Here is a 6,640-nt window from a genome sequence, read left to right as displayed (position 1 = left end):
CAACTTTAAGGAACGTAAAAGGCTACGAGAGTTACTGTTTGATGCTAACCCGGAGCGACTGTTTGACCTGGGTGGTACAGCAATATTTCTTAGAGTCGCTCTGAAGGAAAGTTGATAAATTCTGAGGTCTCGACAGTCAGATTTTTTCTGCTGTAAGTAGGATTTTTCCGAATATTCTCTGGTCGGTTTTCGACTACTCAATTTTTCTGGTTTTGTGAGTTAGAGATTTTGCTTGATACTCTCAATTTTTTGTCAAAGTAAACTAGAGGAATTTCTCTGAGTCTACACATCTATATATATAGATATTTATCGGAGTCTTTCTGAAGAAAAGTTTCTCAATTATGAGGTCTAGGCAGTCAGATTTTTTCTGCTGTAAGTAGGATTTTTCCGAATATTCTCTGGTCGGTTTTCGACTACTCAATTTTTCTGGTTTTGTCAGTGAGAGATTTTGGTTGAGACTCCCAATTTTTTGCCAAAGTAAACTAGAGGAATTTGTCTGAGTCTACATCTATATATTTCTGGTCTGAGTAGAATTTTTCCAAATCTTCTCTAGTGGATTTTCCAATTATCAATTTTTCTGGTTTTGTGAGTTAGAGATTTTGGTTGAGACTCTCAATTTTTTGTCAAAGTAAACTAGAGGAATTTATCTGAATCTACACATCTATATATATAGATATTTATCGGAGTTTCCCTGAAGGAAAGTTGATAAATTATCAGGTCTCGATAGTCGGATTTTTGCGACTCCAACTCGGATTTTTATGAATATTCTCTGGTAGGTTTTCGACTACTCAATCTCGAATTTTTCCAAATCTTCTCTGGTGGATTTTCCACTACTCAATTTTTCGAGTTTTGTCAGTGAGAGATTTTGCTTGATACTCTCAATTTTTTGCCAAAGTAAACTATAAAGGTTTATCTAAGTCTACATCTATATATATAGATATTTATCGGAGTCCCTCTGAAGGAAAAAGGAAAGTTGATAAGTTCTGAAGTTTCTACAGTCAGATTTTTTCAGGTCTGAGTAGAATTTTTCCAAATCTTCTCTGGTCAGTTTTCGACTATTCAATTTTTCTGGTTTTGTTGGTGAGAGATTTTGCTTGATACTCTCAATTTTTTGTCAAAGTAAACTATAGCAATCCTATTTTATTTGTGTATAAAAATCTTACCGCTTTGAGGGAACGCTTAACTGGGAACACTTAATTGGTGAGAGTTTCGGTTTTTTTATCTACTTTTTGATTACTCGCAACCTATGCGCGGATTGCTATAGAGGAATTTCTCTGAGTATACACATCTATATATATAGATATTTATCGGAGTTTCCCTGAAGGAAAGTTGATAAATTATCAGGTCTCGACAGTCGGATTTTTTCAGGTCTGAGTAGAATTTTTCCAAATCTTCTCTGGTCGGTTTTCGACTACTCAATTTTTCGAGTTTTGTCAGTGAGAGATTTTCCTTGAGACTCTCAATTTTTTGCCAAAGTAAACTGGAGAGATTTGTCTAAGTCTACATCTATATATATAGATATTTATCGGAGTTCCTCTGAAGGAAAGTCGCTCAATTCTCAGGTCTCAACAGTCAGATTTTTTCAGGTCTGAGTAGAATTTTTCCAAATCTTCTCTGGTCAGTTTTCGACTATTCAATTTTCCTAGTTTTGAGTAAACTAGATTGTTCCCTATCCTCTCACCCATCTTCACTACTCCCTACTCCCTATTCCCTACTCCCTAAAACTATGAGAGATTTTGGGTTAAACTATTAGTCAGAATTAATCAAAAATTTTAATCAATAGCCAATGTATCCTGATTTTTTACCAAAATTAACTGAAAGTCTGACTGAATCTACATCTATTTCTTTTGCTCAAAATATTCAGTATCAATCAATTTCTACTCCTCTCATTTCTCAGCCAATTAATACAACTTTTGTATCTAAAGGTGAGGGTGTTACTCCAATTTTGTTACTGCATGGTTTTGATAGTTCTATTTTTGAATATCGTCGCCTTTTACCATTACTTGCTGCTCAAAATCAAACTTTTGCCGTTGATTTATTGGGATTTGGTTTTACAGATAGATTAGCCAATTTAAAAATTAATCCAGGAGCGATCGCTACTCATCTTTATTCTTTCTGGGAAAGTTTGATTAATCAACCTGTTATTTTGGTTGGTGCTTCTATGGGTGGTGCTGCTGCTATTGATTTTACTCTTACTTACCCAGACGTTGTCAAAAAATTGGTATTAATTGATAGTGCTGGAATGCAAAATAATCCAATTATTAGTAAGTTTATTTTTCCTCCACTTGACTATTTCGCCACAGAATTTTTGCGTCGTCCCCAGGTGCGAGCAAGTATTAGTCGTAGTGCTTATTTTGATAAAAGTTTTGCCACTTTAGATGCTAATATTTGTGCGAGATTGCATCTAGAAATGCCTGGTTGGAATCAAGCTTTAATTTCTTTTACTAAAAGTGGTGGGTATGGTAATTTCAAAAATAAATTGCCTTCTCTGCAACAGCAAACATTAATTTTGTGGGGAGAAAATGACCGGATTTTAGGTACTGGTGATGCTGGTAAATTGAAGGGAGCGATCGCTAATTCTAAACTGATTTGGATTCCTAATTGCGGTCATGTTCCTCACTTGGAAAAAGCAGAAGTTACTGCTAATTATATTCTTGATTTTATTAGAGAATAATAACACCAAATTTGGATACTGTTGGATACTGTAAGATTAAAAATATACATTAAATATTCTTAATTTAAAAATCTAAATTTTTTAAATTTCTATATTTTCTAGTTTTATTATTTTCATAGCTTCTAAGTAGGTAGGTATAAATAAAGGTTAAAATCAAAAATCTTCAAAAGAACCTAGAAGCAATTTCCCAAAAGGTTCTCACAGTTTTGAATCTTCATTACTATTGTACGGATAATTAAACCCACCTACTTAATTTATTTCCCCAATATATCTTGTGCAATTTTAATTCCTGTTTTTGCTCCTTTCTTATTTGCTGCTGCAAAGCAAAGTAAGAATAGAGGACTATTACATGAGTTATATAATAAAAGTGGATTTTCTGCCACTCCTTCAAAAATAGTTTTTAATCTATCAATAAAGTATTGCCCAATTGACTTACCGTCTACTGTTTTCTCTGTAAAAGAATAGAATCCAAATAAATTTTGCTCTCCTCTTACTTGGTAAAAAGTATCATACCAATCTGTTGTTCCAAAAATTTCATTTAGTTTGCTCCGATTTACTTCTTCTATATTTCCATCCTTTTTGAGTAATCTATTAACTCCCATAATAGGAAACAAATACCACAAGTCAATCGCCTTAGTTTGAGCAATTAATTCAACAGTATTCCACTTAACATCCATGCCAAAAGGATCTAAAAAAAGCACTGCTCGATGGCGTGTCCAATCTTTTAAACAGATATTTTTCAAGAATTCATTGGCTTCCTCATTAACAATAACTATATGATCAGCAAGTTGGGGGAAATCTATTTTAAGTTGATTTTAAGTCAGAAGCTTTACTTTGATTTTTTTCGATAAAAATATACTTATTAAAGCTTGGTTTTACTTGTAGTGCTATTCGTGCAGATCCATCCAAGAATTTTTGTACTGCTAAGTCATAAAATTCTGGAAATAGTAATGTATCTTTATCTTCTATTTCTTTAATCTCTCGGTATCCTGTACCAGCAAAAGCATCTATATAAGCATAGTTAAAATTATATTTATTCATAATCGTAGCATAAGCAACTAAATATTTCCGTACTCGATTTAACTTATCTTCTGTCCAATTTCCACCAAATACTTGCTTTGCCATTATTTCTATCCTTTATTAATAATTACTTATCAAAATATTATATTTAAAATTCCAATTAACATACTAATAAATATGCTATACTTATTATATTATTTTTAGATAAAAACTAAGAAAAAAGTAATATTTTAATCAAAAACAAAGATGTCTATAATGTCTATTATTAAAGGCTCAGAAAAAATTGTTAATCCGCTTCAAGAGAGTGCCCTAAAAAAGAAAGGATTATGTGATTATGTAATTAATATAGCATCAGGTTGTCTTCATGGATGCACCTTTTGCCTTGCTCCAGAAACCCTGATTCTTTATTCCGATCTTGTCTGGCGAAAACTAGAAAATGCCAGGGTAGGAGACGAACTTCTAGGGTTTGATGAAAATGTAACTACCCATGTTTATCGGTTTTTCCGCAAAACTACTATAGAAGCAATTCAATGGAGTAAAAAACCAGCATACAAAATCATAACTGAAGTCGGAGAAGTAATTGCCACAGCAAATCATGGGTGGCTAAATTATCGTGGCAACTGGTTGCCTACATCTGAATTAACAAGCTCTTCAGAAAACAGAAAAGATGGATTTTCCACACTCAAAAGTATTGGTTCTGCTCGTTATCTTTCACCTTCAACTGATTATAAACTTGGCTATATTGTAGGGATGACAGAAGGAGATGGAACCTTTAGATTCAATCCATCTGAGCTTTACAAAGGAGATTACACTCCATACTGGAGAGTTGCTCTTTGCGATATTGAACCCCTAGAAAGATTAGTTGAATACCTTTTAAAATTTGAGATATCTGTTGATATTCGCCCTTATTACCAAGGTAATGAGAAACATCGCTCTGCTCAAAAAGTAGAAACTCGCTCTCAAAGTCAATGCAGAAAGTTGTTTTTTTTAATAAATAAACTCTTGGATACGACTGAGTATCACAGAGGTTTTGTAGCAGGTTTTTTTGATGCGGAAAGTTCCTTTAATGGTTCCCTTCGATTTTCTCAAAAAACACTACCTGTACTCCACCAAGTGCAAAAATATGCTGAGTCTTTTGGCTTTACATTCAAGATAGAAAAATACAAAAATAGCTGTTTTAATCTTCGACTCATTGGCGGTTTTACAGAGGTGATTAGATTTTTTTCGATTTTTTGTCCAGCGATAATCATAAAATCAGATAAAATAATCGGAGGAGCTTTAAAAGGTATGAAATCTGCCAAAGTTATCGACAAAATTCCTCTTGGTATAGTTGATGTTATAGATATCCAAACTTCAACCCATACATTTTTTGCTAACGGACTAGCTACCCATAACTGTTATGTACCTTCTACTCCTGCAATTAGAACAAAACAAAAGGAATTACAAGAAAAAGGAATTAGTAATCCTCAGATGGATTGGGGAAAATATTTATTAGTTCGAGAAAATATACCTCAGCAATTAGAAGAAAAATTAAATCGTAAGAAAAAATGGCGCGAAACACCAGAAGGAAAAGGAGTAATTTTATTATGTTCTGGAACCGACCCATATCAAAATTATCAAACAGCAAAAATTACTCGTCAAACTGTCGAAATATTATCTAAAAATCAGAGAAGAGTAATAATTTTAACTCGTAGTCCTTTATGGATAAATGATTTAGATATTCTCAATCAACCTAATATTACAGTTGGTATGAGTTTACCGTTTTTAAATGATGAACTTAGTCTCAAAATTGAACCACAAGCACCCCCACCTTCTAAGCGCTATGAAGCTTTACAAAAAGGTGATCGAGCAGGGTGTAGATTGTATGTAGCTATGGCTCCTACTCCTCCAATAATGACATTAGATGATTTTAAAAAAAACCTAGAACAAATTATGAAAATTAACCCAGAAGTAATATTTTGGGAACCTATTAATGCTCGTGGAACTAATGGTAAACGTATGATAGCAGCAGGTTTAGAATTTGCTAGTTCAATTATGACTAAAAAATCGTGGGCAGAAAATTTTATTAAACAATGGGAAGAGGTGGAAGAAGCAGCTAAAAGTATTGGATGTTTAGACAAGCTTCATATTTGGCCAGACCCAGAATTAAAAGGTTATGTAGAGGAAGAAAAATTAAATCGCTGGTTATATATGCCAACAGTAGAAAAATGGTAGGATTCAATAATTGATAATTGATAATTGATAATTACTTCTCCCTAAAACTGATGGGATTGAATAAAAGGAAAACTAATTCATTGTTTCTCCACGGCGAGTGAGAGGATTTTTACCTTAATTATTCGGTAAACAGTTTCTTGTATAAGAAAAGAAATCAGTCAAAAAAAAGATATAAATAAAGTAGCGATTCAAGTTTAATTTCAAGTTTTAGCCAACATCTACTTTTTCAGAACTTGGAGAAATTACAAATTACTGCTAATCTGATGCTTGATTTTATTAGAGAAAATTAATTATGGATTCTTTCAATTTTTGGGAAAATGAATTCTTACATACACCTTATTTAGCTGAAACTAGGGAAATTAATAATCTAAATATTGCCTCTAGTTCAGAAACATTACCCTCCGAATTAGAAGTAAAAGAATTTGACATACCCCAGACAGATTTCTCTGAAACTAGGGAAATTAATAATCTAAATATTGCCTCTAGTTCAGAAACATTACTCCCCGAATTAGAAGTAAAAGAATTTGACATACCCCAGACAGATTTCTCTGAAACTAGGGAAATTAATAATCTAAATATTGCCTCTAGTTCAGAAACATTACTCCCCGAATTAGAAGTAAAAGAATTTGACATACCCCAGACAGATTTCTCTGAAACTAGGGAAATTAATAATCTAAATATTGCCTCTAGTTCAGAAACATTACCCTCCGAATTAGAAGTAAAAGAATTTGA

Annotated in this window: 6 protein-coding genes; 3 read left to right on the top strand and 3 right to left on the bottom strand. The window is 32.9% G+C overall.

Features of this window, described 5'->3' with window-relative positions:
- Window positions 1-201, bottom strand: a 201-nt coding sequence (locus tag F6K22_RS26645; protein ID WP_293105019.1) for a hypothetical protein, incomplete at its 3' end; no start/stop codon positions are given.
- A 1,585-nt stretch (window positions 202-1,786) separates the two neighbouring features.
- Here F6K22_RS26645 and F6K22_RS26640 point away from each other — a divergent pair.
- Entirely contained in the window at window positions 1,787-2,674 is an 888-nt protein-coding gene (locus tag F6K22_RS26640) for an alpha/beta fold hydrolase (RefSeq protein ID WP_293105016.1), read from the top strand.
- Window positions 2,675-2,928: 254 nt separating this feature from the next.
- Here the strand turns inward: F6K22_RS26640 and tcmP (F6K22_RS26635) are convergent, their stop codons facing one another.
- Both tcmP (F6K22_RS26635) and tcmP (F6K22_RS26630) read right to left on the bottom strand, forming a co-directional pair.
- Entirely contained in the window at window positions 2,929-3,444 is a 516-nt protein-coding gene (gene tcmP / locus F6K22_RS26635) for a three-Cys-motif partner protein TcmP (RefSeq protein ID WP_293105021.1), read from the bottom strand.
- 34 nt (window positions 3,445-3,478) lie between these two features.
- Entirely contained in the window at window positions 3,479-3,799 is a 321-nt protein-coding gene (tcmP, locus tag F6K22_RS26630; RefSeq protein WP_293105013.1) for a three-Cys-motif partner protein TcmP, read from the bottom strand.
- 150 nt (window positions 3,800-3,949) lie between these two features.
- Here tcmP (F6K22_RS26630) and F6K22_RS26625 point away from each other — a divergent pair, with 150 nt between their 5' ends.
- On the top strand, window positions 3,950-5,908 hold the full coding sequence (locus F6K22_RS26625; protein WP_293105010.1) for an LAGLIDADG family homing endonuclease: 1,959 nt from the start codon (window positions 3,950-3,952) through the stop codon (window positions 5,906-5,908).
- A gap of 292 nt (window positions 5,909-6,200) precedes the next feature.
- On the top strand, window positions 6,201-6,640 hold a 440-nt coding region (locus F6K22_RS26620; RefSeq protein ID WP_293105007.1), incomplete at its 3' end, for a hypothetical protein.

Source organism: Okeania sp. SIO2F4, assembly GCF_010672385.1.
Taxonomy (GTDB): Bacteria; Cyanobacteriota; Cyanobacteriia; order Cyanobacteriales; family Microcoleaceae; genus Trichodesmium.
The sequence above is the reverse complement of the archived record's forward strand: the minus strand, read 5'-3'. Positions and strand labels throughout refer to the sequence as shown.